Annotated in this window: 27 protein-coding genes, 1 tRNA gene and 2 riboswitches; of the genes, 4 read left to right on the top strand and 24 right to left on the bottom strand. The window is 62.9% G+C overall.

Annotated features, from left to right (window positions below):
* Positions 1 to 23: 23 nt before the first annotated feature.
* The 11 genes from Q1A52_RS02365 to cbiE form a co-directional block, all read right to left on the bottom strand.
* Positions 24 to 866: a metal ABC transporter permease gene (locus Q1A52_RS02365; RefSeq protein WP_300012129.1), complete on the bottom strand. Its 843-nt coding sequence runs from the start codon at positions 864 to 866 to the stop codon at positions 24 to 26.
* Between the two features lie 5 nt (positions 867 to 871).
* Positions 872 to 1753, bottom strand: a complete 882-nt coding sequence (locus Q1A52_RS02370; protein WP_300012132.1) for a metal ABC transporter permease — start codon at positions 1751 to 1753, stop codon at positions 872 to 874.
* Positions 1753 to 2652: a manganese/iron ABC transporter ATP-binding protein gene (locus Q1A52_RS02375; protein WP_300010322.1), complete on the bottom strand. Its 900-nt coding sequence runs from the start codon at positions 2650 to 2652 to the stop codon at positions 1753 to 1755. The genes Q1A52_RS02370 and Q1A52_RS02375 overlap by 1 nt, the downstream gene beginning before the upstream one ends.
* Positions 2653 to 2743: 91 nt before the next feature.
* Entirely contained in the window at positions 2744 to 3646 is a 903-nt protein-coding gene (locus tag Q1A52_RS02380; RefSeq protein ID WP_300010325.1) for a metal ABC transporter substrate-binding protein, read from the bottom strand.
* A gap of 103 nt (positions 3647 to 3749) precedes the next feature.
* The gene (gene cobF, locus Q1A52_RS02385) at positions 3750 to 4499 is read right to left on the bottom strand and encodes a precorrin-6A synthase (deacetylating) (protein ID WP_300010329.1); all 750 of its coding nucleotides are present in this window, start codon (positions 4497 to 4499) and stop codon (positions 3750 to 3752) included.
* 63 nt (positions 4500 to 4562) lie between these two features.
* Complete coding sequence (locus tag Q1A52_RS02390; protein ID WP_300010332.1) at positions 4563 to 5240, bottom strand: energy-coupling factor ABC transporter permease; 678 nt, start codon at positions 5238 to 5240, stop codon at positions 4563 to 4565.
* Positions 5241 to 5289: 49 nt separating this feature from the next.
* A riboswitch (cobalamin riboswitch) is annotated at positions 5290 to 5472 on the bottom strand.
* 35 nt (positions 5473 to 5507) lie between these two features.
* The gene (gene cobA, locus Q1A52_RS02395; protein WP_299780673.1) at positions 5508 to 6227 is read right to left on the bottom strand and encodes a uroporphyrinogen-III C-methyltransferase; all 720 of its coding nucleotides are present in this window, start codon (positions 6225 to 6227) and stop codon (positions 5508 to 5510) included.
* Entirely contained in the window at positions 6224 to 7543 is a 1320-nt protein-coding gene (locus Q1A52_RS02400; protein WP_300010336.1) for a cobyrinate a,c-diamide synthase, read from the bottom strand. Before Q1A52_RS02400 ends, cobA begins: the two co-directional genes overlap by 4 nt.
* Positions 7536 to 8330: a precorrin-4 C(11)-methyltransferase gene (gene cobM / locus Q1A52_RS02405; RefSeq protein WP_300010339.1), complete on the bottom strand. Its 795-nt coding sequence runs from the start codon at positions 8328 to 8330 to the stop codon at positions 7536 to 7538. The genes Q1A52_RS02400 and cobM overlap by 8 nt, the downstream gene beginning before the upstream one ends.
* The gene (locus Q1A52_RS02410) at positions 8327 to 8695 is read right to left on the bottom strand and encodes a cobalamin biosynthesis protein (RefSeq protein WP_300010341.1); all 369 of its coding nucleotides are present in this window, start codon (positions 8693 to 8695) and stop codon (positions 8327 to 8329) included. Before Q1A52_RS02410 ends, cobM begins: the two co-directional genes overlap by 4 nt.
* Entirely contained in the window at positions 8692 to 9891 is a 1200-nt protein-coding gene (gene cbiE, locus Q1A52_RS02415) for a precorrin-6y C5,15-methyltransferase (decarboxylating) subunit CbiE (protein WP_300010344.1), read from the bottom strand. Before cbiE ends, Q1A52_RS02410 begins: the two co-directional genes overlap by 4 nt.
* Here cbiE and Q1A52_RS02420 point away from each other — a divergent pair.
* Entirely contained in the window at positions 9890 to 10645 is a 756-nt protein-coding gene (locus tag Q1A52_RS02420; protein WP_300010346.1) for a cobalt-precorrin-6A reductase, read from the top strand. The two genes, cbiE and Q1A52_RS02420, sit on opposite strands and share 2 nt — an antisense overlap.
* On the opposite strand, the gene cobJ is transcribed toward Q1A52_RS02420, so the two are convergent.
* From cobJ to Q1A52_RS02460, 8 genes are all read right to left on the bottom strand, one after another.
* Complete coding sequence (gene cobJ, locus Q1A52_RS02425) at positions 10618 to 11370, bottom strand: precorrin-3B C(17)-methyltransferase (RefSeq protein WP_300010349.1); 753 nt, start codon at positions 11368 to 11370, stop codon at positions 10618 to 10620. The genes Q1A52_RS02420 and cobJ overlap by 28 nt on opposite strands.
* On the bottom strand, positions 11367 to 12095 hold the full coding sequence (cobI, locus tag Q1A52_RS02430; protein ID WP_300010351.1) for a precorrin-2 C(20)-methyltransferase: 729 nt from the start codon (positions 12093 to 12095) through the stop codon (positions 11367 to 11369). Before cobI ends, cobJ begins: the two co-directional genes overlap by 4 nt.
* Complete coding sequence (locus Q1A52_RS02435) at positions 12092 to 12721, bottom strand: precorrin-8X methylmutase (RefSeq protein WP_300010355.1); 630 nt, start codon at positions 12719 to 12721, stop codon at positions 12092 to 12094. The genes cobI and Q1A52_RS02435 overlap by 4 nt, the downstream gene beginning before the upstream one ends.
* Complete coding sequence (locus tag Q1A52_RS02440) at positions 12721 to 13854, bottom strand: cobalamin biosynthesis protein CobG (RefSeq protein ID WP_300010358.1); 1134 nt, start codon at positions 13852 to 13854, stop codon at positions 12721 to 12723. The genes Q1A52_RS02435 and Q1A52_RS02440 overlap by 1 nt, the downstream gene beginning before the upstream one ends.
* Positions 13851 to 17144 (bottom strand): cobaltochelatase subunit CobN, encoded by a 3294-nt coding sequence (gene cobN / locus Q1A52_RS02445; RefSeq protein ID WP_300010360.1) that lies wholly within the window; start codon positions 17142 to 17144, stop codon positions 13851 to 13853. The genes Q1A52_RS02440 and cobN overlap by 4 nt, the downstream gene beginning before the upstream one ends.
* Before the next feature lie 6 nt (positions 17145 to 17150).
* On the bottom strand, positions 17151 to 18209 hold the full coding sequence (gene cobW / locus Q1A52_RS02450; RefSeq protein WP_300010363.1) for a cobalamin biosynthesis protein CobW: 1059 nt from the start codon (positions 18207 to 18209) through the stop codon (positions 17151 to 17153).
* Positions 18202 to 18600, bottom strand: coding sequence for a DUF1636 domain-containing protein (locus tag Q1A52_RS02455; protein ID WP_299859431.1), 399 nt, complete (start codon positions 18598 to 18600; stop codon positions 18202 to 18204). Before Q1A52_RS02455 ends, cobW begins: the two co-directional genes overlap by 8 nt.
* A gap of 94 nt (positions 18601 to 18694) precedes the next feature.
* Positions 18695 to 18903: riboswitch (cobalamin riboswitch) on the bottom strand.
* Positions 18904 to 18951: 48 nt separating this feature from the next.
* Positions 18952 to 19107, bottom strand: coding sequence for a hypothetical protein (locus tag Q1A52_RS02460; protein WP_300010366.1), 156 nt, complete (start codon positions 19105 to 19107; stop codon positions 18952 to 18954).
* Positions 19108 to 19173: 66 nt separating this feature from the next.
* On the opposite strand from Q1A52_RS02460, the gene Q1A52_RS02465 reads away from it, so the two are divergent.
* Positions 19174 to 19341: a hypothetical protein gene (locus Q1A52_RS02465; protein ID WP_300010369.1), complete on the top strand. Its 168-nt coding sequence runs from the start codon at positions 19174 to 19176 to the stop codon at positions 19339 to 19341.
* Here Q1A52_RS02465 and Q1A52_RS02470 read toward each other — a convergent pair.
* The 4 genes from Q1A52_RS02470 to Q1A52_RS02485 all read right to left on the bottom strand — a co-directional run bounded on the left by Q1A52_RS02470 (position 19338) and on the right by Q1A52_RS02485 (position 21169).
* Entirely contained in the window at positions 19338 to 19619 is a 282-nt protein-coding gene (locus tag Q1A52_RS02470; RefSeq protein WP_300010372.1) for a hypothetical protein, read from the bottom strand. The genes Q1A52_RS02465 and Q1A52_RS02470 overlap by 4 nt on opposite strands.
* A complete protein-coding gene (gene mobC, locus Q1A52_RS02475) occupies positions 19613 to 20086 on the bottom strand; it encodes a plasmid mobilization relaxosome protein MobC (RefSeq protein WP_300010375.1) in 474 nt (157 codons plus the stop codon). The genes Q1A52_RS02470 and mobC overlap by 7 nt, the downstream gene beginning before the upstream one ends.
* A gap of 68 nt (positions 20087 to 20154) precedes the next feature.
* A complete protein-coding gene (locus tag Q1A52_RS02480) occupies positions 20155 to 20937 on the bottom strand; it encodes a hypothetical protein (protein ID WP_300010378.1) in 783 nt (260 codons plus the stop codon).
* Between the two features lie 155 nt (positions 20938 to 21092).
* A tRNA-Arg gene (locus Q1A52_RS02485) sits at positions 21093 to 21169 on the bottom strand.
* A 121-nt stretch (positions 21170 to 21290) separates the two neighbouring features.
* Between Q1A52_RS02485 and Q1A52_RS02490 the strand changes: the two genes are divergently transcribed.
* Together Q1A52_RS02490 and Q1A52_RS02495 are read left to right on the top strand one after the other, a co-directional pair.
* Positions 21291 to 22334 (top strand): LacI family DNA-binding transcriptional regulator, encoded by a 1044-nt coding sequence (locus Q1A52_RS02490; RefSeq protein ID WP_300010381.1) that lies wholly within the window; start codon positions 21291 to 21293, stop codon positions 22332 to 22334.
* Entirely contained in the window at positions 22331 to 23545 is a 1215-nt protein-coding gene (locus Q1A52_RS02495) for a crosslink repair DNA glycosylase YcaQ family protein (RefSeq protein ID WP_300010384.1), read from the top strand. Before Q1A52_RS02490 ends, Q1A52_RS02495 begins: the two co-directional genes overlap by 4 nt.
* Here the strand turns inward: Q1A52_RS02495 and Q1A52_RS02500 are convergent.
* On the bottom strand, positions 23539 to 24054 hold the full coding sequence (locus tag Q1A52_RS02500; protein WP_300010387.1) for a winged helix DNA-binding protein: 516 nt from the start codon (positions 24052 to 24054) through the stop codon (positions 23539 to 23541). The two genes, Q1A52_RS02495 and Q1A52_RS02500, sit on opposite strands and share 7 nt — an antisense overlap.
* Positions 24055 to 24242 lie beyond the last annotated feature (188 nt).

Below are 24242 nucleotides of genomic sequence, written 5' to 3' on the forward strand. Positions count from 1 at the left end.
TTTTGTGCGTGTTGGAGTGCACTTTAGCTTTCTCCAACCCGGCGCATGGACATGCGCCGCGCCAGAATCTGGCGACGCACGAAGGCCGTGATGAAAACGGTCGTCAGGATCAGGATGATGGTCGGGGCCGGTGCGCTGTCGAGGAAAAAGCTGGCATAGGTGCCCAGCAGCATCGATATCATACAGACCAGCACCGACACCCAGAGCATAGTCGAAAACTTGCGTACCAGCAGAAAGGCAATCGCCCCCGGCGCGATCAGCAGTCCAATTGCGAGGATCAGACCCGCAGCGGAAAGCGTAGCCACGATGGTCAGAGACAGGGCGGCCAGCAAGCCGTAGTGCAGCCAGTTGACCCAAAGCCCGGAGGCCTGTGCCTGCGCCGGATCAAAGCTGTGCAGCAGCCAGTCTTTCCATTTCAGCACCAGCATCAGCCCCACACCGACCGAGACGATGCCAGCGGTCCAGAGCTCAGACACGTCCACCCCGAGCATATTGCCGAACAGGATGTGATCGAGATGGGCATTTGTCTCGACCGACACATAAAGTACGATGCCGACGCCAAACATGCCCGAAAAGACGACCCCCATGACCGTGTCCTGTTTCACCCGGCTGTTGTTGGAGAGATACCCCGTTGCCAGCGCACAGGTCATGCCCGCCGCAAAGGCCCCGATGATAAGCGGCAAACCAAGAATGTAAGCCAGCACGATGCCCGGCAGAACGGCGTGGCTGACCGCATCGCCCATTAGCGCCCAGCCTTTCATCACCAGAAAACAGGACAGCAAGGCGGTGGGAACCGACACGATGATCGAGATCAGGAAGGCATTCTGCATGAAGCCAAAGGTGAAGGGCATCAGGAGGGTCTGCATATCCATCAGGCAACCTCCTCGACCGGAATAGGCGCACCCTGTCGCAGAGCCATCCTGGCCTTGCGCCGCGCCGCCAGCAGCCCGTGTGTGGGGGCAAAGACGAAGGCCAGAAGGAAGATCAGCGTCTGCAGGGTGACGATGATACCGCCCGTTGCGCCATCGAGGAAATAGCTGATGTAGGCGCCGGCAAAGCTACTGCCTGCGCCGATGGCCACGGAGGTCGCGATGAGGCGCGGGAAGCGGTCACACAGCAGGTAGGCCGTGGCGCCCGGTGTGACGACCATGGCGATCACCAGAAACGCGCCGACAGTCTGCATCGCCGCCACGACAGAGGCGGACAGGAGTACGAAGAAGACCGCCTTAAGCAAGCCGGGGTTCAGACCGATGGCGCGTGCGTGGTTTTCGTCGAAGAAGGTCACCATCAGGTCCTTCCATTTCGCCAGCAGCACAGCAAGCGACACAAACCCGATCAGCGCCAGTTGCAGCGTGTCCTCTGGCGTGATGGCAAGGATATTGCCCATGGTGATGGTCTGGATCGACACCGACATCGGATTGAGCGAAACGATGAAGAGACCCAGGCCGAAGAAGGAGGTGAAGATCAGCCCGATGATCACATCGACTTTGAGGCCGGAGCGTTCGGACAGGAACAGCATGGCCCCCGCCGCAAGCCCGCCCGCGATAAAGGCACCAAGTGCGAAGGGCAGACCGAGGATATAAGCCCCCGCGACGCCGGGCACGACGGAATGGGACAGCGCGTCGCCGATCAGCGACCAGCCCTTGAGCATCAGGTAGGCCGACAGGAACGCACAGACGCCCCCCACCAGCGCGGAGACCCACATGGCGTTTGTCATGTAGGTGTAGGCGAAGGGTTCTGCGAGCGTCTCGATCACTCCCGCGGCTCCGTCCGTTGGGTCTTGTCGCCGTATTGCACAAACGGGCGTTCGTCATCGGTAAAGATCGTGACCGCGCGGGCGTCTTCATCGTCGTGCAGCGTGTCGCCGCCAAGGGTGAAGTGCCGCAACACGCCGCCAAAGGCCTTTTCCAGGTTCTCGCGGGTGAAGGTCGTTTCCGTGGGGCCGTGACAGAGAACGGTGCCCTTAACCAGAACCGTCCGGTCACAGAATTCCGGCACGGACCCAAGGTTATGGGTCGAGACCAGCATCACCCGGCCTTCGTCCCGCAGCGACCGCAACAGCCCCACGATCTGCTCTTCGGTTTTCACATCGACGCCGGTGAAAGGCTCGTCCAGCAGGATGACCTGCCCGTCCTGCGCCAGGGCGCGGGCCAGAAAGACACGTTTGCGCTGGCCGCCGGACAGCTCCCCGATCTGGCGGTGGCGATAGTCCTGCATGTTGACGCGGGCGAGCGCCTGATCGACGGCGGCGTGATCGGCAGGGGCGGGGCGGCGCAGAAACCCCATATGCCCGTAACGCCCCATCATGACCACGTCTTCGACCAGCACGGGGAAGGCCCAATCGACCTCCTCGGACTGCGGCACATAGGCGACGAGGTTCTGGCGCAGCGCGTCACGCACGCTTTGCCCCAGAATGCGGATTTCCCCCTTTGAGGCCGGGACAAACCCCATGATCGCCTTGAAAAGCGTCGACTTGCCCGCACCGTTCACCCCGACCAGTGCCGTCACCGTACCGCGCGGGATTTCGAAGCTGGCGTTCCACAAGGCGGTGTGGCCGTTGCGATAGGTGACCGTCACATCCTGCGCCATCAGGCCGCTGGTGCGGGCATCGCCACCGGGAAGCTCCCGTTCTGCTGGCAGATCATCGCGCATTCGGTCGTCCTCACCTTGCAAAGCATGCGCAGTCCTCACCGACCGCACATGCTGCTTCATCGCCTGCAAATAGGGCGCATTTGCCCGTCAATCAATTGGTCGCCTCCGTCAGCCCCGTGGCCACGGTCCCCGCCGTCACCTTCAGAAGGTCGAGATAGGTCGGCACCGGACCGTCCGCTGTGCTCAGCGAATCCACATAAAGAACGCCGCCGTATTGAACGCCGGTCTCCCGCGCGACCTGTTTGGCCGGTGCCGTATTCACCGTGCTCTCGCAGAACACCACCGGGATATCATTGGCGCGGACCGCGTCGATGACACCGCGCACCTGCTGAGGTGTGCCCACCTGATCCGCGTTCATCGGCCAGAGGTACAGCTCCTTCATGCCGAAATCGCGCGCGAGATAGCTGAAGGCCCCTTCGCAGGTCACCAGCCAGCGGGCGTTCTGCGGGATTTGCGCGATGGCCGCACGCAGCGGTTCGATGGTTGCCCGCAATTCGTCTTTATAGGCAGCCGCGTTTGCGGCATAGGTTTCCGCGTTCTCCGGATCCTGCTTGGCGAAGGCACTGGCGATATTGTCAATATAGATCAATGCATTGTCGAGCCCCATCCAGGCATGCGGGTTGGGTTTGCCGGTGTAGCTGCCCGAAGCAATCGGGATCGGGTCAATCCCATCCGTGAGGGTCGCTGATGGAACATCCTTGAGATTGGACAGGAACTGTTCGAACCACAATTCCAGGTTCATACCATTCCACAGGATCAGATCGGCATCCGACGCGCGCACGATGTCCTGCGGCGTTGGTTCATAGCCATGAATTTCGGCGCCGGGCTTGGTGATGGAGACAACATCTGCCGCATCACCGGCGACATTTGCCGCCATATCCGCAAGCACGGTGAAGGTCGTGACCACCTTCATCTTGTCATCGGCATAGGCATGTGTCGCAAGAGCGGCGGCGAAAACGGCGCAGGACGTGGATTTGATCAGCGAGTGCAGCATTGGAGTCTCCGTCATGACTATAGGGCTTTCCCGACTGTAAATGCAAATCACTCGCAACTGTCAAGGAATTTGAGAATGACTCGCAACTAGAGGCGATCACTTTCTAGTGCGCGTCCTGCGGCCTGCCCAGAAGATAAGTATCCATGATCCACCCATGCTGCGCACGCGCCGCCTGTCTCGCGGCAACGATCCTTGTGGCCACCTCGGCCAGAGGCCCGTGATCCAGAACCTGTTCGGGCATGCCCAGATAAGCCCCCCACCAGATCAGCAGGTCAGGCTCGTCCAGATGTTGGAAACTGGCCTCCCCGTCCAGCATGACCACAAGACGTGTCGCGCCATTTGGCCAGCCGTGATCGCGCAAACGACGGCCCGTGGTGATCTGAATAGGGCCATTCACATCGTTCAGCGGGATGCCATGGGCGGCGGTCAGCGCCTGAACCGCGGTGATCCCCGGCACGACCCGCAGCGCCGGTTGTGGGGTCAGACGCCGGGCGATACGGATTGTGCTGTCGTAGAGCGATGGATCGCCCCAGACCAGCAAAGCAACCGGACCAGACGCGCCAACATCTGCCAGTGCCGTCTGCCAGCGCGCGGCAATCTCATCATGCCAGCGTTCGACCCGCTCCAGATAGGGCAAGGCGGGATCGCGGATGGGATAGTCAAACGGTACGATCCGCGCCGTCGATCCGGCGGCGGCAATGATGCCGTGCCGCAGGGAGGCGAGATCGTCTTTGCCCGCGCCTTTGTGGGGGACAAGAATGACCGATGCCTCGCGGATGGCCTGCATCCCCTCCATCGTGACATGGGCGGGTGACCCGGTGCCGATGCCGATGAGCCAGAGGGTATCGATCATAAGAAATATCCACGAAAAAGCCCGGATCCCGCGCAGGGACCCGGGCTATTGATGTCAATCGGATCAGGCCGCGTTGTAGAGACGTGCGGTGAAGAGACCCGACAGTTTGCCCGACCGCAGCGCCTTGGCACCGGCCAGCACCGCCAGATCGGCAATCGGCTCAATGAGGACGACAAGCATGTAGGCAGCCCCGAAGGTCAGCACGGATTGCGCTGTTTCCGCCCCGATGCCCTGGCCGTAGAAGGCCCAGAAGGCGACCCAGGCGACGACGCCACCCTGATACATCGCGGAGAGCTTGAAGACATCCGCATAGGCAAGGTCAACATAGGCTTTGTCTCGCGGGATAAACCGGTTGGCGAGCGCCGAGATCGCAAAGAGCGGCACCAGAAGCGTCGTGACGTTGACGAAAAACATTGGCAGGTCGCTGGGCGCAAAGAACGCGCCTTGAACCAGCAGGCCAAGTGCCAGACCAAGGGCGGCAGGTGCCGCGCCCATCAACAGGAACAGCGTGGTGCCCAGAATGAAGTGTACTTCGGAGACGCCTACAGCGAAATGCGGCAGCACTTCGAAAAAGATGAAGGTGCCCACGGTGGCCATCACCGTGCGCAGCGCAAAGGAAGCGGCGTTGTGGCTCTTGAGGTCTTCGAAAGCGAGTTTCGCAGTATAGCCGGCGGCGCCTGCTGCGGTCGCATAGGCAAAGGCCATTTTGGCCCCGTCCACGACACCTGGTTCGATATGCATGTGCTGTCCTTTCTATCCTGCCCCTCCGGCAGGTCGTTGTCCGTGCGTGCACGGGGTTGGGTTGCGCGGCAGGTCTCCTGACTTGCGGGTCGCGGCACTCAGGTCCTTCCCAGCCCTTGGGCCAGTGGGTCATCCATCGCGCTCGCCGCTTACAGTTGCGGGGGCAGTCTGAGACTTTCACTCAGTTCCCTTTTCAGCCACAAAACGTGGCACCGTGCCTTAGTCCTATCCCTGATGTTCGCGCCCGAACAAGCAGAAAAGCGACTTTCAGCCCTCGGCAAACGGCCCGAAGAGGATCAAAGCGGGTTTATCACCGATTTCCTGCGCCAATTGCTCGGCCAGTGCCGCCACCGTTGTACGCTGGATGCTCTGCTCCGGACTGCTGACGCTTTCGGCGAGAATCGCCGGTGTCTCGGGTGGCAGGCCTCTTTCGGTCAGCGCGTCGAGCAGTTTGGGGAAGGTCCGCTTGCCCATGAAGACAACTGTAGACGCAGTCGGGTCCGCGAGCGCCTGCAGGTCCAGATCCTGTGGCAGTTGCCCGCTGACATCATGCCCAGTCACGAATTGCACGCGCCGTGCGGTCAGACGGCGCGTCAGCGGTATACCCGCCGCAGCCGCCGCAGCGCAGGCGGAGGGGATGCCCGGAATAATCTCGTACGGGATGCCGGCCTCGCGCAACGCCACCAGTTCTTCTTCCAACCGGCCAAAAAGCCCGCTGTCGCCTGATTTCAGACGCACCACGCGCTGATCCATCTGGGCATATTCCACGAGTAGGCGGCTGACATGATGCTGTTTGGGGGATGGGCGGCCTGCCCTTTTGCCGACGCCGACCAGATCTGCGCCCGACCGGGCATGGCTGAGGATCGGCCCCGAGGAAAGATCGTCAAACAATACTGCATCGGCGCGTTTCAACCGGTCTACGGCCTTCAGTGTCAACAGTTCGGGATCGCCGGGGCCTGACCCCACAAAGCTGACGAAGCCGGTCACGCGCCTTCCTCACCCGTGATGAAATGGAAGAAAGTGCCGGACACATGACCTCGGTGCGATCCGGTCTCGGGCACCGGGTTGCCATCGGCGTCCGCCACCTCTGCCAGTGCCGCATCGGGCTGCTCCAGGATCGTGGAATAGTGGAATTCATGCCCGCGCAGCGCCGCACCCGGCGCGTGACCGGGCAGCGGGGCCTTCAACACGGCCCGCCGGTAGCCGAGGTGGAATTTGCGCTTCTCATAGCTGGTGACAAGTCCCAGAAGCCCCGCCATCTGGTGCCGGGTGCCTTCCTTGTCGATCAGCGCCTCGCCCAGGGCCATGTAGCCCCCGCATTCCCCATGCACGGGCCGCGTCTCTGCGTGTTTCCGCAGACCGGCCTGAAATGTGGCGGCTGAGGCCAGCACGCCACCATGCAGTTCCGGGTAGCCCCCCGGCAGCCAGACCAGATCGGCGCTTGCATCCGGGGCCTGATCCGCCAGCGGGGAAAAGGGCAGGATTTCCGCCCCGGCTTCCCGCCAGCCTTTGAGCACATGCGGATAGGTAAAGGAAAACGCCGCATCCTGCGCCAGGGCGATACGCTGGGCCGGGGGTGTTGGCAGCTTGACGCTGTCGAGGGGCGTTATCTGGCCCTTGGCCGCCGCGCGAATGGCCGCGATGTCGACGTGGTCGCGTAGAAACTGCGCATAGCCTGCAATGGCTGCGTCCAGATCGGGGTGTTCCACGGCCTGGATCAACCCCAGATGGCGTTCTGGCAAGGTCAGGTCCCCCCGGCGTGGCAGAACGCCCAGCACGTTCAACCCGGCATTTTCCATGCCCAGACGCGCGAGACGTTCGTGGCGCGGCGAGGCGCAGCGATTCAGGATCACCCCGGCAAAGGGAACCTCCGGATTATACGCCTGAAACCCGAGCGCCGTGGCCGCCGCCGATTGCGCCTGCCCGCTGACATCCACGACCAGAACCACGGGCCAGCCCATGCGCTGCGCTGTCTCGGCGCTGCTGCCAAAACCGCTTTGTCCACGAGTGGCGACACCATCATAGAGGCCCATCGACCCTTCGGCGACGCAGATGTCGGCACCCGCCGCCTCAGCGGATATTGCAGCCAGCAAATCCGGCCCCATGGCCCAGCTGTCGAGGTTGAAGGACGCGCGTCCGCTGGCCGCATGGTGAAAGGCCGGGTCGATGTAATCCGGCCCGGATTTGAAGGGTTGCACCCGCAGCCCGTCCTCTGCCAGTGCGCGCAGTAGCCCCAGCATCACCGTTGTTTTCCCTGTCCCCGAAGAGGGCGCGGAGATCATGATGCCCGGTACATTAGTCATCGCCATGGCTCCAGCTTGCCCAGGGGCTTTCCGCGCTTTGCGGGCGGTAGCGCCTGTCGTAATCCGTTGAATAGAGGCAGCTTTCGTCAAACCCCTCCGCCGCCAGAGCGGGCCCAACGAGGATCAGCGCCGTGCGCGTGATCCCAGTGTCCAGTCGCGTAGCAATGTCCGAGAGCGTACCACGGATGATCTGTTCATCCGGCCAGCTGGCGCGATAGACCACCGCGACCGGGCAGTCCGCGCCGTAAGCGGGGGCCAGATCACCGACAACCGTTTCAAGATTCTGAATGGACAGATGGATGGCCAGGGTTGCGCCGGTCGCGGCAAAATTTGTCAGGGTCTCGCCTTCCGGCATCGAAGAGGCACGGCCCGGCGTGCGGGTCAGCACCACGGATTGCGCCAGCCCCGGCAAGGTCAGCTCCGCCCCCAGGGCGGCTGCGGCGGCCGAGAAAGAAGGCACGCCGGGCGTGACCGACACCGGGATACCGGCCGCGCGCAGGCGGCGCATCTGTTCGCCCATCGCGGACCAGACGGACAAATCGCCTGAATGCAGCCGCGCGATATCCTTGCCCGCCGCATGTGCGGATTGGATCGCACCCATGATCTCATCCAGCGACATCGACGCGGTGTTCACGATCTCTGCCTGCGGTGGACAATGCGCAAGGATCGCCTCCGGCACGAGGGAGCCCGCGTAGAGGCACACAGGACAAGACGCGATGAGATCACGCCCGCGCAGGGTCAGAAGATCGGGGGCGCCCGGTCCGGCGCCGATGAAATGGACGGTCATGATGTCTCTCTGATGGCAAGCGCGCAGGTCGCAAGCTTGTCGGCTGAAGTATGTCTGACGGTCAAGAGGCGTGCGCCTGGACCTGCTGCGGCGAGGGCTGCAGCCTCGGCGACGGAGCCTGTGCCATAGGCCTCTTGTGAGGCGTCTGACTGGCTTACCGTTGATTGCCGTCGCAAAACGTCCAAAGGCACCGCTTTCACGGGCACCCCCGCGTCTTCGGCAAAGAGGCGAAATGCCTCTGCGGTTGCCTTGTCTTCCAATGTTGCCAGCACATCCGGTTGCGCGGCCTGGCAGGCGCGATCAAGGGCATCCTGCAAACTGCCGACGGAAGCCATTTTTCGAAAGCCAAAACCGGCGGCAATCATAGGGACACGCTCCATTGAACAATCGGATAGCTTGCTTTCCATCCGCGCTTCGGCCCCAGCGGTTCTGATCGCGATACGTCCAAACGGATCAGCGTGCCACCGAGACGGTGTTGGGCCTCGAGAACAAGTGCTTCGGTTTCGAGTGTGACGGCATTCGCCACCAGCCGTGTGCCCTTGGCCAGCTTGTCCTCCAACCAGTGCAACAACTCGCCAGTCAGGCCGCCGCCGATAAAGACAACCTGCGGTTCGTTCTGTCCAGCCAATGCATTCGGTGCGGCCCCGGCGACGACATTCAGGCGATCCACCCCAAGCCGTGCTGCATTCGCGGCGATCCGTGCGGCGCGCTCCGGATTCGGCTCGAAACTGGTGGCCTCCAGCGTGGGATGCGTCAACAGCCATTCGATGCCAATGGACCCGGAGCCGCCACCAATGTCCCAGAGGTGCTCAAACGGTCTCGGCGCCAACGCGGAGAGTGTCATCGCGCGCACCGGCTGCTTGGTGATCTGCCCGTCCGTTTCAAACCAGTTGTCCGGCCGACCGCTGGCCAGCGGTAAGGCGTCCCCGTGCCCCTCAATCTCCACAGCGATGCAGAGGGGGTGCTGAAAGCGCTCGGCACGCACGGCATCGGCGCGTAAGTGCGTTTTTCGTTCGCGCGGCCCACCCAAGGCCTCAAGCACGGTCAGGGCTGAGGCCCCAAACCCAGCATCGCTCAGATAGGCCCCCAACTCCCGAACGGCTTCACCGTCGCGGAGCAGTGCGATGATTGTCACATCGGGTGCCAAATGAGGCCGCAAGTGCGTCAAGGGGGCCGCATGCAGGCCCAGGCAAACCGTCCGCTCCAGCGACCAGCCCATGCGATTGGCCGCAAGGGAAAAGCTGGAGGGACCGGGGAAGGAAAACCACTCCTCCGGCTCCAGATGGCGCGCCAGCGTGGCCCCTGCGCCGAACCAGAAAGGATCACCCGATGCCAGCACAACCACGCGTTTGCCTCGCAGGCCCAACAGGATGTCGATGCCGTCGGCAAAGGGAACCGGCCAGCGTCGCGTCTCGCAGGGCAAATCACCCACCAGCGTCAGATGGCGGGGAGGGGCCATGACGATTTCCGCAGCCTCAAGGGCGGTTCGGCTTGCAGGCCCGAGGCCTTTGAGGCCATCTTCGTCCAATCCGATGATGGTCAACCACGGGGTCTCAGACATGGAGCCAAACCTGCTCGTTCTTGGCGGCACGACCGAAGCCACGGCGCTTTGTCGCACCATGAGCGATGCAGGTGTGCGGGGCACGGTCTCCTTTGCCGGTCGCGTCGCGCGGCCAGTTCGACAACCGCTGCCACAGCGGATTGGCGGGTTCGGCGGTGTTGCGGGGCTGGTGGACTATCTGCGCCAAGCCGCCATCACCCATGTGGTTGACGCGACGCATCCCTTTGCCGCGCAGATGAGCCGGAATGCGATTGCCGCCTGTTCTGAAACCGGCGTGCCGCTCACCGCACTGACCCGCGCGCCCTGGACACCCGAGCCTGGGGACAATTGGACCCATGTTGCGGATATCGACGGTGCCGTCGCCGCGCTGGACCGGCCCGCCGCGCGCGTCATGCTGGCCATCGGGCGCATGAACCTGCCCGCTTTCGCCCCGCGACCACAGCATTTCTACCTGCTGCGTCTCGTCGATCCGCCCGAAACACCGCCCGCCCTGCCCGACCATCACGTCGAGGTCGACCGTGGCCCGTTCAGCTTTGACGGTGACCTCGCCCTGATGCGCCAGCACGCAATTTCGCTGGTTGTGTCGAAAAACTCCGGCGGGACGGGGGCTTATGCCAAAATCCGCGCCGCGCGCGCACTGGGGCTGCCGGTCATCATGATCGCCCGCCCGGATTTGCCCCCCCGGCATGAAGTGCATGATACCCATGCCGTATTGGACTGGGTGGGTCATGCCTCCACCGACCTCGGCGTATAGACAATCGGCGCGCCATCCCGTTCGATCACGCGGGTGGTGGAGGAGCCGACAATCACCATCGTGCGCATATCCGCCATATCGGGCGTAGCCTGCGACAGGGGCACGATACGGATGCTTTCCTCCGGTGTGGAGACGGCCCGCGCAAAGACGATGGGGCGGTCATCGCGGCAGGCATCCTTGAGGATCGACAGCGTTTTTTCAAAGCCTTCGGGGCGCGATTTCGACCGTGGGTTATAAAACGCCATGGCAAAATCAGCTTCGGCCGCCAGTCGCAGCCGCTTTTCGATCAGCCCCCAGGGTTTGAGATTATCGCTAAGGTTGATCGCACAAAAATCATGGCCCAGAGGGGCGCCCACCCGGGCCGCAGCGGCCAACATCGCCGTGATCCCGGGCGTGACCCGTATGTCCAGCGCGCGCCAGTCCGGCGGCCCGGCGTCGACCGCTTCGAACACCGCGGCCGCCATGGCAAAGACGCCCGGATCACCGGACGACACCACCACGACGCGCCGCCCTGAGGCGGCCATTTCCAGCGCATGATTGGACCGGTCGATTTCCACGCGATTGTCGCTGGGATGCAGGCGCAGGCCTTCGCGTTCGGGCACCCGCGCCACATAGGGAATATAGCCCACCACATCCGTCGCCTCGGCCAGCGCACGGCTCACCTCCGGGGTGACAAGGTCCGGGTCACCCGGCCCCAACCCCGCGATGACCAGCCAGCCGCTCATGGTCTGCGCCCCTGCCCGTGCACCACGATGATCGAGAAATAGGGCGTGATTTTGTCACCCGCCTCCGCCAATCGCTGCACAGTCTGGTTGGGCATGCTGGCGTATTCCACCAGCCAGGCCGTATCGAACTTGCCCGCCTGTTCCAGCGCCGATTTCACCTTTTCAAAGTGTCTGCCGATCTTCATGACCACAACGGCATCGCTGCGCTGCATCGCGTCAGCCAGCATCTCCTCTGGCAAGGTCCCCATCAGCACGGTCAGGATATCGTCACCCCAGGTGACCGGTTGCCCGGTGGCCGTCCAGGCCCCCGACATACCCGTAATCGCAGGCACGACCTCGACGGGCACCACATCTTTCAACCGGGTATAAAGATGCATGAAGGAGCCGAAAAAGAAGGGGTCCCCCTCGCACAGCACCACGACATCTTCCCCAGCTTCGGCCAGTTTGCGCAGATGCTCCGTGCATTCTGTATAGAACGCGGAAAGGGCCGCGTTGTAACCGGGGTCGGTGACCGGGATTTCTGTGGTCACCGGGTATTCCATCGCGAATTCCACCACCTCGTCGTGCAGCATGCCTTTGACGATGCGCCGTGCCTGCCCGGAGCGGCCCGCCTTGCGGAAAAACGCCACATGACGCCCGTTCCGCAGCAGCCTGTCCGCGCGAACGCTCATCAAATCCGGATCACCCGGACCAAGGCCGACGCCGTAGATCGTGCCGACACTCATTCCGCGCGGCTCGCAATGGCGTTGATGGCCGCGACGGTGATCGCGCTGCCGCCCAGACGCCCCTGCACAATGCAACAGGGCACTGGTTGATCCGCCCAGAGCGCATCCTTGCTCTCCACAGCACCGACAAATCCCACCGGACAACCGATGATCGCCGCCGGGCGCGGGCACGCGGGGTCCTGCAACATGTTGAGCAAGTGGAACAGGGCCGTGGGTGCGTTGCCAATGGCGACCAGGGCACCGGCCAGATGGGGCCGCCACAGTTCCAGCGCGGCGGCAGAGCGCGTGTTCTGCATCTGTGCCGCGAGGTCGCGGACGCCGTCATCATGCAGGGTGCAGATGACCTGGTTGTCTGCCGGCAGACGCGGGCGCGTGACCCCTTCGCTGACCATGCGCGCATCGCACAGGATCGGGGCACCGGCCTCCAGCGCCGCCCGCGCGGCCTGCGCGAAACCAGCGGAAAACCTGATGTGCTCTTCCAGACCGACAAGCCCCGCCGCGTGGATCATCCGCACGGCGATCTGCTCTTCATCCGTGCTGAACCGGTCCAGCTGTGCTTCTGACCGGATCGTGGCAAAGGATTGCTTGTAGATCGCGGCCCCGTTGGTCTCATAGGTGTAGGTCATCAATGGCTCTTCACTTCCGCCAAAAGGTCATTGGGCGCCAGCCCGGATTTCTCGGGGGCATCCCATGCGCATCCCTGCCGGACAAGGTCAAATCGTCCCGCGTTGCCAACTAAAGTCACGTCAGCCGGTTGGCGGCGCGCGCATCCCTTGGCACATCCGGACACATGCAGCGTGCCCGACATTTCTTGCGCGAATGCCCGTGCAAGCCCGCGTGTCTCGACGCTGGCACTGTCGCAGAAGGGGGCGCCGGGGCAGGCATCTGCATGCAACATCGGGTCATCGGGCGTTGATACAAAATCCGCATCGGTGAGCGCAGAAGCCCCCTCCAGCACAAAGAGCCGCCACGGTGTGACCCGCAGCGCCCGCGCGCCGGAGATCTCCATAACCCGCGCCAATGCCCCGGCATCAAGCTGACCAAAGACAGCGCCCAGGATCAGTCCGGCGGCATGGGGTCCCGGCACAGGCAGGGGCCCGGCAGCCAGTGGCGCCGCCGCGCCCCATCCCTGCGGCAAGGACGTGTGTGCCAGCAGGGTCCGCATCCGTCGCTCCTCCGGTCGGCGTTCTGCCGTGAACCATGCGGCAAGCTCCAAGATGGTCGCGATCACCGCGCCGCACGGCACCGGTTGCCCCAGGGGTGACCCATCGGCCCGCACGATGAACCCCTCCGCACTACGCTCCACCCGGATATCTGCCGAGGCATCCTGCAAAAGCGGTGCAGGCCCGGTGTCAATAGCAAATCCGAACTTGGCGGGCAGGTCCGGTAACGAGGGCAGCGCCTCCAGCAAATGTGTGACGATGTCATGGGTGTCATCGCCAGCGTCCCAGAAGGGAGACACCAGAATGTTCCGACGCGCCTCCACCTCAGGCGTTGCGTCCAGCAGGTTCAGATCATTCAACGCGGCAAGCAGCGGCTCAAACCCTTGCTCCGACAGCCCCCGAATCTGCAGATTGGCACGATTGGTCAGGTCCAGAAAGCCGTTGGCGTAGGTCTGTGCCAGATCGCATAGACCCAGCACCTGCCTGCGATCGAGGCGGGCGTGAAACGGGCGCACCCGCACGATCAGCCCGTCGCCCGACATCATCGGTTTGAATGCCCCCGGGCACCATCCTTTCACGCTGGGCTGCACGCTCATTGTGCGGCTTCCAACTGGGCGAGGATCGAGTTGCGCCGTGTCTGCCACAGACCGGCGGCATGCAGCTCGGCGAACCGTGCCAGCATGGCCGCATGGGCCGCTGGATTGGCATCCTGCAAGAACTGATCCGTCTCCGCGTGGCCCAGCGTTGCATCGTGATAGAGGTCAAAGAGATGCGGTGAAACAGCCCCTGCCAGATGGGCAAAAGCAGCCATGTGATCCAACGTCGCCGCAATCTCTGCCGCGCCGCGAAAGCCATGCGCACGCATGCCCGCAACCCAGCCCGGATTGGCGGCCCGCGCCTGGACCACGCGGGCGATTTCCTCGGGCAAGGCCCGCGCCCGGGGGCGGTTTGGATCGGTATTGTCGAGATGATAGAGCGCCGCCTGCCCGCCCGTGACCGCCTGCGCCGCCGCAAATCCGGCCTCATGCGCGGCGTAGTCAGCTGCCAGCAGCAGATCTGTTTCGGGCAGGTCCTGCGCGTGCACAAAGGCATCCGCCTCGGCCACACGGGCGCGAATGCCGTCCTCGTGTCGTTCGGCCTCGTCGCCATTCAGCCTCCAGGCGCTGGCGTTGAGCCATGCTTCACCAGCGCGCTGACGGCCCTCGGCCGTGTAGGTCTCTGCTGCATCGGTCATGCCAACGCCGAAACGCCCCGGCGCCGGGCCATAGACCCGCGCCAGATCACTGCGCCCGACATAAGGGTTCCAATCTGCGGCCTCGTTCCGCGCCGCCAGGGCGCGGACCGCCTGACCAAAAAGCGCTGACAGCGTCGGAAAGACATCGCGGAACAGCCCCGAAACCCGCAGCGTAACGTCGATCCGCGGGCGGTCCAGTTCGGTGATAGGCAAGACCTCGATCCCCGAGACCCGCTCGGACCCGGCATCCCATACCGGGCGCGTGCCCAGCAGATGCAGCGCCATGGCAAAGTCTTCGCCCGCCGTGCGCATTGTGGCCGATCCCCAAAGATCAACGATCAGCCCACGCGGCCAATCCCCGGCCTCCTGCAGATGGCGGCGCACCAATTCCTCGGCCAGCCGCACCCCCTGCGCATAGGCGGCCCGGGTCGGCACGGCACGCGGGTCCGTGGTGTAGAGATTGCGCCCGGTGGGCAGCACATCGGTACGCCCGCGATAGGGGGAACCGGAGGGCCCGGCGGCAATGCGGCGGCCATTCAGCGCATCAAGCAGGGATTGCCGCTCTGCCGTGGTTGACGATGTCGTCTCGAAAGTAGTCTCCGATTTAACGGGTCGCCCCCAGATGTGCAGCCCCTCGCCAAACTGGCTTTCCTTGATGTCACAGACAAAGCGGTCAATCCGCGTGATCGCCTCGGCGTCGCACCCGGCACGGTCCAGCCCGAGGTCTTCCTCGACGCCCAGTGCCTGCGCTTCGGCGCGAATGTCTTCCTGCAATCGATCTCTGCGTCGAGGGTCGAGCCCGTCCGCATTGGAAAACTCATCCAACAGCGATTCCAGACGCACCAGCCGGTCCGGCGTGCCACTTTCGCGCAGGGGCGGCGGTACGTGGCCCAGCGTGACCGCGCCAATCCGGCGTTTGGCCTGTGCCGCCTCGCCCGGATCATTCACGATGAACGGGTAAATCACCGGCAGCGCCCCGGTCAGTGCCTCTGGCCAGCAGGTCTCGGACAGGGCCACCGACTTGCCCGGCAGCCATTCCAGCGTGCCATGCGCGCCGATGTGCACAAGCGCGTCCACGTGGGATTGGAGCCACAGGTAAAACGCCACATAGGCATGGCGCGGCGTGCGCGAGAGATCGTGGTAGTCGTCATCGCGCTGTGTGTGATTGCCCCGTTCGGGCTGCAGCGCCAGAACGGCCGATCCTTCACGTAGAACAGAGAAATGGAATGCCCCATCGTGCACATCCGGATCATCTGTAGGTGACCCCCAGGCCTCTGTCAGGTCACGCCGCAGTTTTTGCGGCAATTGCCCCAGTGCCGCCTCGTAGTTCGTGACGGGCCAGGTTTCGCTTTTCCCGAGCAGCTTTTGCGAAAGATCATCCACAACCGGGGAGACATCATAGCCTTCGGTGGCAAGGTCGCGCAGGATGGCGCGCGCGGATTCCGGTGCGTCAAGGCCTACCGCATGGCCCATGTTCCAATCCTTGCCTGGATAGGTCGACAGCACCAAGGCCACGCGGCGTTCGGCAACAGGGGTGCCTGCCAGCCTGAGCCAACCGTGCACCCGATCTGCAATCGCGTCGATCCGGTCCGCGTCGGGCGCATGAGCAAACCGGGAGTATTCCAGATCAGCGTCACGGACACCCGGCTCTTTGAAGGACGCCACACCGCCCATGATCCTCCCGTCGACCTCCGGCAGCACCACATGCATGGCCAGATCGGCAGGCGACAAGCCCCGCTCTGCCTCGGCCCAGGCATCTCGGGTTGATGTGGCCAGAGCGACCTGAAACACCGGCACTTCGCCCGCATCCAGCGGCGATGTGCCATCTTCGCCTTTGCCACTGAAGGCGGTCGCATTCACGATCGCCGCCGGTTTCAGAAACGTCACTTGCCTGCGCAACCATCCAGCGGCTTCAGGAGCCTTCAGTGAGGGCACGAACAGCCCCGTCACCTCATACCCACGCGCCCGGAAGGCCGCAAAAAGCTGTGTGATCGGTGCCAAATCGGCAGAGACCAGATAGGACCGGTAGAAGGTCACCAGAATGCACAGTTTGGCCTCTGGCGTCTGCGCCATGACAGGACAGGTGACTCCATGTTCCGGGGTCCAGGCGCCCAAGGGCGGCAGAACCTTCGCCCCCTTGACCGGCCCGGCATAAAGCCCCGCCGCAAGGGACAATTGGGCCAGCGCCGCCTGTGCCGCCACCACACCGCCCGTATCACAGAGATGCCCCAGTCTGCGCAGGGTGGACACCGGCAGCGTGGCATAGTCATCCAGACGCGTATCAACCCGGCCATCCGCGGGCAGGACGGCGAGCGCAATGCCTTTCCGCTCTGCCAAGGCCCGCACTTGCTGCAGCCCGTAAGACCAATAGGGCACCCCGCCGATGAGCCGGATCAGGATGCCCTTTGCGCCCTCAAGGGTCTGTTCGACATAGGTGTCGACAGACAGCGGATGTTTGAGAGCCACCAGATTGGCCAATCGCAGCGTGGGCAGGCGCCCCTCCGGGCCGCCCCCGCGTCGCCACGCCGCCGCGATAGCGCCGAGATCACTGTCGGAGAAGGACAGCACCACCAGATCGGCCGGGCTCTGCCCCAGATCCGTGGGTGTCTCGGTCTCTTCCAACCCGTGGCTTTCGCGGAAAACGACGTGCATTGATTGCTACTCAGCCGCCTCGACGGCTCTAACGCCCAGAACGGATTTGATGGTGTCCGCGTTGATGTCGTCATGCTCGGCAATCACGACCAAGCGCCCTTGGCGCGCCTCATCCGGCTGCCAGGGGCGGTCATATTGATGCCGCACGCGGGCGCCGACCGCCTGCACCAGCAAGCGCATCGGCTTACCGGCCACTGCTGCATAGCCCTTGACCCGCAAGATGTTGTGGTCATTGGCCAAGGCTTCGACCGCGCGCACCAAATCTACCGGATCCGCCTGTTCTGGGATGTCGACAACGATGCTTTCGAAATCATCATGCTCATGGTCATCATGACCATCATGGTGGGAGGGGCGCGCCTCCATGTCATCTTCGGCGGCGGCCTCAAGCCCGAGGATCACACGGGGATCAACCACACCTTCGGCCACTTCGACCACGGGCAGCGGGCGGGGGGCTTCGGCGGCGATGATCGCCTTGGCTTTGGCCACGCCTTCAGGACCCGCAAGGTCAGGCTTGGTCAGCAGGATGATGTCAGCGCAGGAAATCTGATCTTCGAAAACTTCTGACAGCGGGGTTTCGTGATCAATGCTCTCATCGGCTTCGCGCTGCGCGTCCACTGCGGCCACGTCCGGGGCAAATCGGCCTGCGGCCACGGCCTCGGCATCGGCCAGCGCAATCACACCGTCCACGGTGATTTTGGAGCGGATATCGGGCCAGTCAAACGCCTTGAGCAGGGGTTTCGGCAACGCCAGACCCGACGTTTCGATCAGGATGTGATCCGGGCGCGGTTCCAGCGCCATCAGCGCCTCGATGGTCGGGATGAAATCATCGGCCACGGTGCAGCAGATGCAGCCATTGGCCAGCTCCATGATGTTCTCGGCCGGGCAATCAGGAATGGCACAGCTTTTCAGAATGTCGCCATCGACGCCCACATCGCCGAATTCATTTACAACCACGGCGAGGCGTTTGCCGCCGGGGTTCTGCATCAGTTCGCGCACCAGCGTGGTTTTGCCCGAGCCCAGAAAGCCGGTGATCACGGTCACGGGGAGTTTTGCAAGATCAGTCATGTTCGTTCTCCAGCGGCGGGATGCGCGCGATACAGTTGCGTTTAAAGTGTTCGGGGCGTTCGCGCCACGGGATCAACCCATCCTGCGTGGCGTTGTAGCGGGCGGCCCCATCGATCAGGATGTCCGGATGCGACACTTCGTCGATGTTTCCGTAGATATATGTCCACCGATCCCCGCCCCGCAGGGCAATGGTGCAACCATAGTCGCAGTTTTGCAGGCATTCCACCGCCTTGAGGCGAATCCCCGGTGGCATCTCGCTTTGCGCCAAAGTGTCATAGAGCCGCTGGCCCGGGCGGCGCTCATCCTCCGGGATTTCGAGGCCGCGCCTGCATTTGACGCAGACCAGCAGTTCCGTGGTCTGACCGTCAGGCGCCGTGGCGTTGGTCGTCATGAATTTATGTCCCATATGTCATGGGACGTGGGTCAGATGGCGAGATGGGCCTGATCAGCTCAGGACTTTTCCCGACACCGGAACACCCCGTCCGGTTTCTTCACGCGTTGCTGGCAGGTCTCCCGGCTCACGGATTTTGGCGTCTGCCTGCGGTCTGCCTGCCTTCCCGGAGCATGGCTCCAGTGGCATTGGCGAACCTTTCCGTTCACGGTCGCGGGGGCGGCTGTACTTTACCGAAGTCAGGTCCGGCTGCACATTCCCTTTTCACTTGCCTGAGCAAGCACCAACAGGAAAGCAGTTGCTTCGGAATGTAGGGTGATGTCAAGCGCAACTGGTGGCACGCTGGCAGGATCAGGAGGTCATATTGCCCGGCCTATTGTGTTTCCCGCGCCGGAGCATTCCAGAAATCGACGGCATGTCCTGCAACAGTTGTGCGGCACAATCCTCGATCCAGTCCTGCTGTTCCTCAGCAGGCCAACCGTCAAAGCCCTTTTCCTGCGCCGACAATCTTCGGGCGCTCCGCAATGCCTGCTCGTATTTCAACGCCTCGATCGACTTGCCCGGTACAATCGGATGAGCAAGGTCACGCAGTCTTTCAAGCCAGCCACTTCCTTCTCGATCCTGCCTGTCGAGCGTGTTTCCAAGGCGGTCAAATCCTTCGCAGAGGCCTCTGAGGCCGTCACCAACCGCTCGACGCAGGCGAGCAAGTCGCGTTCCAAGGCTGTCAGTTGGGTCATCTAATCCTCCTCGATCCGAATGCAGGTGACGTGCTGGCCGCCCATCGTGCAGGTCCTGAGCCGCGTCTTCGACGGGTCCAGGATCAGCCATGTCCCCTCGGGCCGCTCGATCCGCGTCAAGCCCAGTTCCGTCAGTTCCGAGCGCGTCAGATGTTCCGTCCAGTAGAAGCTCGCGGCCATCATCAAGGCGATACCGTCATAGGCCAGCACGCGCGCGGCCACGAGGTACCCGACCGGCCCCGCGCCCGCACCTTTGCCATTGGGGAAGAACTTGATCAGCACCGCCGCGCCTCATCGAGGAGGGCGGCGAGCTGGCGTTCGATCACCACAAGACGGCGGGCAACGGTGAGGGTATCGAGATCGGTGCGCCTGACCTTCGTGGCGTGATTCAGCCAGCGGGCGATCTGGTTTAGGTTGCCCCCGATGCGCCCAACGGCCAGCACCAGCGCGGGATCAACGCGCGGCATCGGCTTGCGGCGGCGCGCCTCGGTAAGGCCAAGTGCCTCGCGCAGAAGCGTCGAGGCAGGCAGGCTAGCGGCCTGGGCTTTGGCGCGCAGCTGAGCCTTCTCGGACGCGGTGCAGCGGAAGACGAAAGTCTCGGTCAGCGGCTCTTTGGCAAGGGCTTTGCCCGCGCTGGTGGGGTTCGAAGGGGAGGCGTGCCGCCCCTCGCAAGGTCCCGTGTCATCGGCGCAGCCGTATGACATGGGTCGCCTTGCTGTTTGCGCTTCAGTCGGTCCGGTACTGCTCATGATCTGAGGCCTGCCGCCTGGATTTGCGCCTGCGTCACCAGCTCGGCGGCCAAGAGCGCATCGATCTGTCAGGGTGTGATGTGGCGACAGAGCGGATGACGGTCGGTGACCCAGTTGGCTAGGCCAGCCAGCATTTCTGCTTCCTTCACCTTCGTCGCTTCTCGGCCGTTGGCGATGTCCTCGACGTGGGTGCGCCAGCGCCCGGACTTGAACCAGTTGTCCGAGAAACAGACCTTCGAGCGGGTGAAGCCCGCGCTCTCGGTCGCGTAAGTCTTCACGGCTTCGGTCAGGTCTTCGGCACTCACGCCCTCGTCTAGCGCCTCCCTGATCCGCCTCAGACAGTCCGCCTTCCCGCGCAGCCGGTCCGTTGGATAGCCGGCTAGAACCTTCTCAGCCTCTTCATCCTCCACCGCCGCGCGCTCGCGCGTAGGAGGTTTATGGATGGTTTTAGGGTGGTTTGAGGGCCGTGGTGGCCCCGGTACCCCGGCCACTGTGGCCCCCGTTCCGGGTCCAGTCTGGACGGGGTCCACTGTGGCCCCCGTCTCGATATCAGGTTCGGCGATCAATTCCAGCGCCTCAATCCGGGCGAGATCGATCCGGTAAACAACCATGAATCCATTTTTGCAGCCCCGCGCACCGGTCTCGACCAGGATGCCTTCCTTCAGAAAGTCCCGGATCGTCCGTTTGACGGTCGTCTCACCTAGTTCGGTGTGCCTCTGGATCGCTCCCTTCGAACACCAGATGCCCGAGCCATCATCGCTCGCCTTGTCCGCAAGAAACATGATGATCTGCTTGCGCGTCGCACTCCCGAACTTCCGCTCGGCACACGCATTCGCCACCCGCCAGTTCATGAGAACGCACCAAAAGCCGCACGGACGTGCGAATTTTGTACAGGTTTTGTACGAGATTTCGGTCGTTTTCGGGGAATTCGGCGGAAAACGAAACGGGCGTTTCTGCACACTTCTGCACAACAGGCTGAAAATAAGTCATATTTTTCAGGCAGTTTTGGCGACCCCGGCAGGATTCGAACCTGCAACCTGCCCCTTAGGAGGGGGCTGCTCTATCCAGTTGAGCCACGGGACCGACACACTCGGGTTTAGAACAACTTCCCGTGCTTGTCATCGATATTCAAACCGTGACGAACCGTGCTTGATAGGGAGGGTTCACCTGCGCTACGAAGGTGCAGCAACATAGGGAATTCAGAGTGACAAGACCCAAGCAGCGCCCGTTGACCCTCCGCGATGTATCAGAGGCCTGCGGCGTATCGGAAATGACCGTCAGCCGGGTCTTGCGCAACAGGGGCGATGTGTCCGCCGCGACCCGCGAACGCGTACTACAGGCCGCAAAGTCCCTCGGATATGTTCCCAATCAGATCGCCGGATCCCTGGCCTCGCAACGGGTCAATCTGGTTGCGGTGATTATCCCGTCCCTGTCGAACATGGTCTTTCCCGAGGTGCTGACCGGGATCAACCAGACCTTCGAAGACACACCGCTGCAACCGGTGGTCGGCGTGACGGATTACATGCCCGAGAAAGAAGAGCAGGTCCTCTACGAAATGCTGTCCTGGCGTCCTTCTGGTGTGATCATTGCCGGGCTCGAGCATTCGGATGCCACCCGAGCAATGCTGCAGAATGCTGGCATTCCGGTTGTTGAGATCATGGACACCGATGGCAATCCGGTGGATGCCATGGTGGGCATTTCGCATCGGCGCGCAGGTCGGATGATGGCGGCGGCGATCCTTAAGGCAGGCTATACGCGGATCGGTTTCATGGGTACGAAAATGCCCCTCGACCACCGTGCGCGCAAACGGTTCGAGGGGCTGACCGAAGGGCTGACCAAAGCCGGCATCGAGATTGAGGCGCGGGATTTTTATTCGGGTGGCTCGGCGCTCGCAAAAGGGCGCGAGATGACCCAATCCATGCTGGAACGTGCGCCTGATCTGGATTTCCTATATTATTCCAATGACATGATCGGCGCGGGCGGTCTGCTGTACCTGCTGGATCAGGGGATCGATGTGCCGGGACAGATTGGTCTGGCCGGGTTCAACGGTGTGGAACTGTTGCAGGGGTTGCCGCGCAAGCTTGCCACGATGGATGCCTGCCGGGCGGAAATCGGCGCCGCCGCGGCCAAGATCATTCTTGATCGCAGTGCGCAGCCCGAAGACGCGGACCCCGGTGAGCCTGAGCGTATCACCCTGACCCCCACGATCACCTACGGGGATACGCTTCGCCGCAACCAGCGCGGATGAACACTGCTGTCCTCAGCAACAAAGCTGCGCGGCGGCTGTTTCTGGACCGTCACGGGCTGAGTAAAACACCCCAGGGCGAGGCGCGTGGAGAGGCGCTCTTGTCGCTCATAGAACGCCTTGGTTTCGTGCAGCTCGACAGCATCAACACCGTCGCCCGTGCGCATGACCTTATCCTCTTTGCGCGGCGCCCGCGCTACCGCCCCAAGGCGCTGAAGCGGCTCTATGAACAGGATCGTGCTCTGTTTGAACACTGGACGCATGATGCTGCGGTGATCCCCATGGCTTATTATCGTTGGTGGCAGTTGCGCCGGGAAAGGGACGCGGAAAAGCTGCGGGGGCAGTGGCGCGATTGGCGGCGGGATGGGTTCGAAGCGCAGTTTCAAACGGTGCTGGATCAGATCCGGGATCAGGGCCCTCTGTGCTCCTCGGATGTCGGGGCCGGGGAGAAACGCGGCTCAGGCGGCTGGTGGGACTGGCATCCCTCCAAGACCGCGCTCGAATATCTCTGGCGCAGCGGCGCGCTTTGCGTGGTGGGGCGGGACGGTTTTCGCAAGAGGTATGACCTGACCGAGCGGGTGATTGACGAGGGCCTCTGCCATCCTCTTGAAGAGGAGGAACATGCCGCGACTATCGATTGGTGCTGCGCGGGGGCGCTGGACCGGCTGGGTTTTGCAACGCCCGCGGAAATCGCCGCTTTCTGGGACCACATCACCCTTGCGGAAGCCAAGGAATGGTGCGCCGAGGCACTTGCTCAAGGGGCGCTTCAGCCGATTGAGATCACCAGTGCCGATGGCACAAGGCGCAGCTCATACGCAAGGACCGACGTCATGGGCGACCCCGCGTTGGATACCGAGCCCACACAGCGCTTGCGCGTTCTCAGCCCGTTTGATCCGGCCCTGCGCGACCGCAAACGGGCCGAGCGCCTCTTTGGGTTTGACTACCGGATCGAGATTTTCGTGCCCGAGGCCAAGCGCAAATATGGCTACTATGTCTTTCCCATTCTGGAAGGGGACAGGCTGGTCGGTCGGGTGGACATGAAGGCCTTTCGGGACCGCGACACGCTGCGGGTCCGCGCGCTCTGGCCAGAACCCAAAGTCCGCTGGGGCAAGGGCCGGGTCGCTGCCTTCGAGGGGGAGTTGCACCGATTGATCCGGCTTGCCAACGTCAGCGAGGTTCAGTTCGAGGACGGGTGGCTGCGCGCGCCTCAGTAAGTCGTGGCAGCCCGGGCCGCCTGATCATACTGCCCCGACATCAGCCGTAGAAGCGAGGCCGCACGGCTGACCTGCTCGGGCTCAAGCCCGAGCTCACCCACTGCCCGCAGCAGCAGACCTTCGCGGATTTCGCGATACCGCACGCAGGTTTCAGCGCCTTTTTCAGTCGCAGCGACAGTCTTTTCCTTGCCCTGGCGTCCGTCTTTCACCAGGCCCGCCTTGATCAGCTTTTTGATCGCATAGTTGACCGTGTGGGTGTCTTCGATGTTCAGCACGAGGCAGATGTCGGCAAGTTTCTTCGGCCGTTCGCGGTGGTACACGGAATGCAGCACCAGCACGTCGAGCGCGCCAAGCTCAGGGTACCCCGCCATGGCAATCGCGCGGACCATCCAGCGCTGAAACGCGTTGTTGGCAAGGGTCAGACCAAACTCCAGCTCCGATATCTCTGCAAACGAGCCGCTTGCAAGATGGGCGGAGGACACAACGGGGCCAAGAAATCCATCACACATGCGTACCAGACTGCCTGATATCGACATTTTGTCAACATTTTGTTGACGTGTTGTAAAAGTTAGGCAGTATTAACGCTAGGGAATCAGCCTTTGCAGGGTCCGTGGTGTATTGAACTGCGCCAGTTGCTCAAAGGAGGGTCTGCAGACGACAGGGGACAAACCTCTGCGCTGAACAATAATTTGAAGTC

It is taken from the genome of uncultured Roseobacter sp. (assembly GCF_947488185.1).
Taxonomy (GTDB): domain Bacteria; phylum Pseudomonadota; class Alphaproteobacteria; order Rhodobacterales; family Rhodobacteraceae; genus Roseobacter.

Bases quoted from the DNA above. Each gene is read 5' to 3' on its own strand.
- Q1A52_RS02500 (WP_300010387.1), bottom strand. From the start codon at position 24,054: ATGTGTGATGGATTTCTTGGCCCCGTTGTGTCCTCCGCCCATCTTGCA.
- Q1A52_RS02365 (WP_300012129.1), bottom strand. From the start codon at position 866: ATGCAGACCCTCCTGATGCCCTTCACCTTTGGCTTCATGCAGAATGCC.
- cobW (WP_300010363.1), bottom strand. From the start codon at position 18,209: ATGACTGATCTTGCAAAACTCCCCGTGACCGTGATCACCGGCTTTCTG.
- mobC (WP_300010375.1), bottom strand. From the start codon at position 20,086: ATGAGCAGTACCGGACCGACTGAAGCGCAAACAGCAAGGCGACCCATG.
- Q1A52_RS02465 (WP_300010369.1), top strand. From the start codon at position 19,174: ATGAGCAAGGTCACGCAGTCTTTCAAGCCAGCCACTTCCTTCTCGATC.
- cobF (WP_300010329.1), bottom strand. From the start codon at position 4,499: ATGATCGATACCCTCTGGCTCATCGGCATCGGCACCGGGTCACCCGCC.
- cobN (WP_300010360.1), bottom strand. From the start codon at position 17,144: ATGCACGTCGTTTTCCGCGAAAGCCACGGGTTGGAAGAGACCGAGACA.
- Q1A52_RS02375 (WP_300010322.1), bottom strand. From the start codon at position 2,652: ATGCGCGATGATCTGCCAGCAGAACGGGAGCTTCCCGGTGGCGATGCC.
- cbiE (WP_300010344.1), bottom strand. From the start codon at position 9,891: ATGTCTGAGACCCCGTGGTTGACCATCATCGGATTGGACGAAGATGGC.
- Q1A52_RS02410 (WP_300010341.1), bottom strand. From the start codon at position 8,695: ATGATTGCCGCCGGTTTTGGCTTTCGAAAAATGGCTTCCGTCGGCAGT.
- Q1A52_RS02480 (WP_300010378.1), bottom strand. From the start codon at position 20,937: ATGAACTGGCGGGTGGCGAATGCGTGTGCCGAGCGGAAGTTCGGGAGT.
- Q1A52_RS02440 (WP_300010358.1), bottom strand. From the start codon at position 13,854: ATGAGCGTGCAGCCCAGCGTGAAAGGATGGTGCCCGGGGGCATTCAAA.
- Q1A52_RS02400 (WP_300010336.1), bottom strand. From the start codon at position 7,543: ATGACTAATGTACCGGGCATCATGATCTCCGCGCCCTCTTCGGGGACA.
- cobM (WP_300010339.1), bottom strand. From the start codon at position 8,330: ATGACCGTCCATTTCATCGGCGCCGGACCGGGCGCCCCCGATCTTCTG.
- Q1A52_RS02455 (WP_299859431.1), bottom strand. From the start codon at position 18,600: ATGACGACCAACGCCACGGCGCCTGACGGTCAGACCACGGAACTGCTG.
- cobI (WP_300010351.1), bottom strand. From the start codon at position 12,095: ATGAGTGTCGGCACGATCTACGGCGTCGGCCTTGGTCCGGGTGATCCG.
- Q1A52_RS02495 (WP_300010384.1), top strand. From the start codon at position 22,331: ATGAACACTGCTGTCCTCAGCAACAAAGCTGCGCGGCGGCTGTTTCTG.
- Q1A52_RS02380 (WP_300010325.1), bottom strand. From the start codon at position 3,646: ATGCTGCACTCGCTGATCAAATCCACGTCCTGCGCCGTTTTCGCCGCC.
- cobJ (WP_300010349.1), bottom strand. From the start codon at position 11,370: ATGAGCGGCTGGCTGGTCATCGCGGGGTTGGGGCCGGGTGACCCGGAC.
- Q1A52_RS02390 (WP_300010332.1), bottom strand. From the start codon at position 5,240: ATGCATATCGAACCAGGTGTCGTGGACGGGGCCAAAATGGCCTTTGCC.
- Q1A52_RS02435 (WP_300010355.1), bottom strand. From the start codon at position 12,721: ATGACCTACACCTATGAGACCAACGGGGCCGCGATCTACAAGCAATCC.
- Q1A52_RS02420 (WP_300010346.1), top strand. From the start codon at position 9,890: ATGGAGCCAAACCTGCTCGTTCTTGGCGGCACGACCGAAGCCACGGCG.